General features: G+C 45.5%; 1 protein-coding gene. It reads right to left on the bottom strand.

Going from position 1 to position 2859, the window contains the following annotated elements:
• Positions 1 to 478: 478 nt before the first annotated feature.
• Complete coding sequence (locus NXH67_RS07275; RefSeq protein WP_272796921.1) at positions 479 to 2614, bottom strand: DEAD/DEAH box helicase; 2136 nt, start codon at positions 2612 to 2614, stop codon at positions 479 to 481.
• Positions 2615 to 2859: the final 245 nt, after the last annotated feature.

Genomic DNA, 2859 nt, shown 5'->3' with positions numbered 1-2859 from the left:
TATCTTTATTATAAACCTGGGAAAAGGTTCCTTTGGTTACCCAAAAGGCCCCTACAGACACTCATAATGCAAATTCTAATTGATGCAAGTGTCAGATTTACTACTGAAATCTTCGGAACTAGCACTCGTTTAAAGATTGGTCCCTCCCACAAGTGTCTTTTTCAGGGAAAATTCAAGAATATCCAGCAATATCTACACTCATATGGCAATTCCATTGCTTTGCAAGTGTTCACACCTCCAGTTTAGACACTCCTACAGTAATCCAATCTATTTCCAAGTGTACATGCCTCTTTTCTCGGGCACTCCTACAATAAACCATTGCTGTAACAAGTGTCTTTCTGTAAATGAGTTGTTCCAGCAAACACTCATACTATCACAAATCCGCTCCACGAGTGTTTACTGAAATTTAATCGCTCTACAAATCCGAATTCATGTACATCTGGCCGGTTATCCGCTTTTGACGGTTAACAGTAACAAATTACAGCACTGCAGGTAGATATTTCTTGCTTTCTTTTTCAATCACATCATTGATCCATTCCTTGTCCATAAGGTTGTCGAAAGCACCTGCCAGTACTGATTCGCCTGCATAATTGTCGAATTCGTTCTGTTTCTGTTCAAGCACCAGCATCATTTCTTCGTCTATGGTTTCCGGGCAAAGAAGATGGTACACCGTCACGTTACTGACCTGGCCCATTCGGTAAACCCTGGAGAGTGCCTGGCTTGTAAGGGACGGCTTTATCTGCGGCTCACAGAATATCACCATGCTGGCAGCCTGTATGTTAAGCCCCACTCCTCCTGCTATTATCTGGCAGAGCAGGATGCTTCCATCTTTTGCCTCGCCAAATCTGTCGACTATATCCTGCCTATGAGCTACGGGTGTATCTCCACTTATAACGCCTATGCACTTATCGCCAAGAATCGCGGCCACTTTGGATATGGTATCTCTAAAGAAGGAATACACAACGACTTTTCTTCCCTCCGCCTTTGCCTCATTGCACAGTTCAAGGAGCCTGCAGGTTTTAGCGGAAGTTTTTATGTCTTCCTGAAGAAAGCCCACGCGGCGCATATCCTGGAAATTCCTGTTCATGGCAGCCGCAGTATACGCTTTTTGGTCGTCAAAAGACATTTCGCACCATTCCTGTTTCTCGTCGATAGGAGGCAGCTCTTTTAACACCTGAGTCCTTGTCCTTCGCAGATAAACAGGAGATAGCGCCTCTCTGAATTCCGGAACATGGCTAAGGTGCGCCATTCCTCGAACCTCCTTGGTCATGTCAGGCCTTACAAAATCTATCAGATTGCACATTTCATCGACACGATTCTCCAGAGGTGTCCCGGTCATCATAAGAATGCGCTTGGATTCATTATCAAGGCGCCTAATGTACATGGTCCTCTTGGCATCGGGGTTCTTGATGTAATGCGCCTCATCAATTACCAGCATCTCGAGAGTCATGTGATTGTCGATACGATTCACTATTTTCCCCATGGATTCGTAGTTGGTGATGGCGGCTCCCCCATGATCTCTCCACCTGTCAAATGCATCGTCTAAAGTCTGGCCATGCAGAATGTACGCATCAATGTTGCTGAACTTCGATAGCTCTTTTGACCAGTTGACAAGGACACTGGCCGGGCAGACCACCAGAAAATGGCATAATCCATCCGTGGTTTCTTGAATATGAGCCATGGCAGCTATCGCCTGAATGGTCTTACCAAGGCCCATCTCATCGCCGAGGAGGACCTTGCTTTGATGCAATATATACTTTGCGCCGAATTCCTGATACACACGCAGGTTCCCTCGAAAGGTATTTTGCGAAAGTTGCATGCTACTTATTTCTTCGGCCAGCTGCCCGGGTATGCTGTCGTAGATAAACGGCCTGTTACCACTGCTACTTCCAAGCTTCTCCAGCAGGGCATAGAAATCCGCGCCGTTTAGCGTAAAAGCCTGCACTGCATCTTCGCTAAGAGAATTGATGGCGCAGTGATACCTGTCAATAAGGCCAAGGAGCTTTTCAAAGAAATCGCTGTTGCAGAATTCGTATATCTCCGCAACCATATTAATGGTGCGTGTTTTCTTATCGTTTCCGGAAAAGAGCCATCCAAAGCCGCCAAGTATTATACCTGAGGATGCGACTTTCGCGGCATACAGATCAAGGTTTTTGGCCGGCTCCTGAGCCTCTCTGCGCACATCTTCACTCTTTAGATAGCGGTACATCTCAGTAATCAGCTCAGGGTCATTTGCATCAAGCACGATGGAAACCCTTGATGAGAGGCTGTTTGCAAATTCAGTGATAATATGCCTTATGGCCTCTATCTGCTTCTCGCCGATGCCTTCTATGTTCCGGATGTCGTAATCAGTAGCTTTTGCGATCTTCCCAAGGTCGGTATATCCGGCCTCCTGAAGGGCTGCCACGCGTATACCAACCTTGGCATTCTTAAGCTCCTCAACGGAAAATTTGCCAAGAGATTCTCTGGCTTTTTCGGATGCCATCCTTTTGCAAATGGCTTTAATGCGGCTTTCCTGCGAGTCTTTCTCTGCATAGATGCTCTTAAACGCATCGTTGGTGTCATTTATCACCTTTATTAGTTTTTTCAGATCCTTAAAGTCAGGTTTCTTCATGGCTTCATACCTTTATCGGCTGTGTCTTGAGACAATTGTACGTCAAACTTCCGGTATAATGTGCTATGGCAATATACGCCATCCTTGGAACCTCTACAAATCCGGATTGAACAAAATCGCTGCGCGATGGCCTGCCTAGGCTGTGTGCAGTGATTTTCTTTTTATCAAAAAGGCAGTAGAAAGTAAGTCCTAATAGTAGTATTGTTGTAGTCGCGAAACTTAACAATCAAACAGGATCATTACTA

The organism is Butyrivibrio sp. DSM 10294 (genome assembly GCF_028539135.1).
Taxonomy (GTDB): Bacteria; Bacillota; Clostridia; order Lachnospirales; family Lachnospiraceae; genus Butyrivibrio.
The sequence above is the reverse complement of the archived record's forward strand: the minus strand, read 5'-3'. Positions and strand labels throughout refer to the sequence as shown.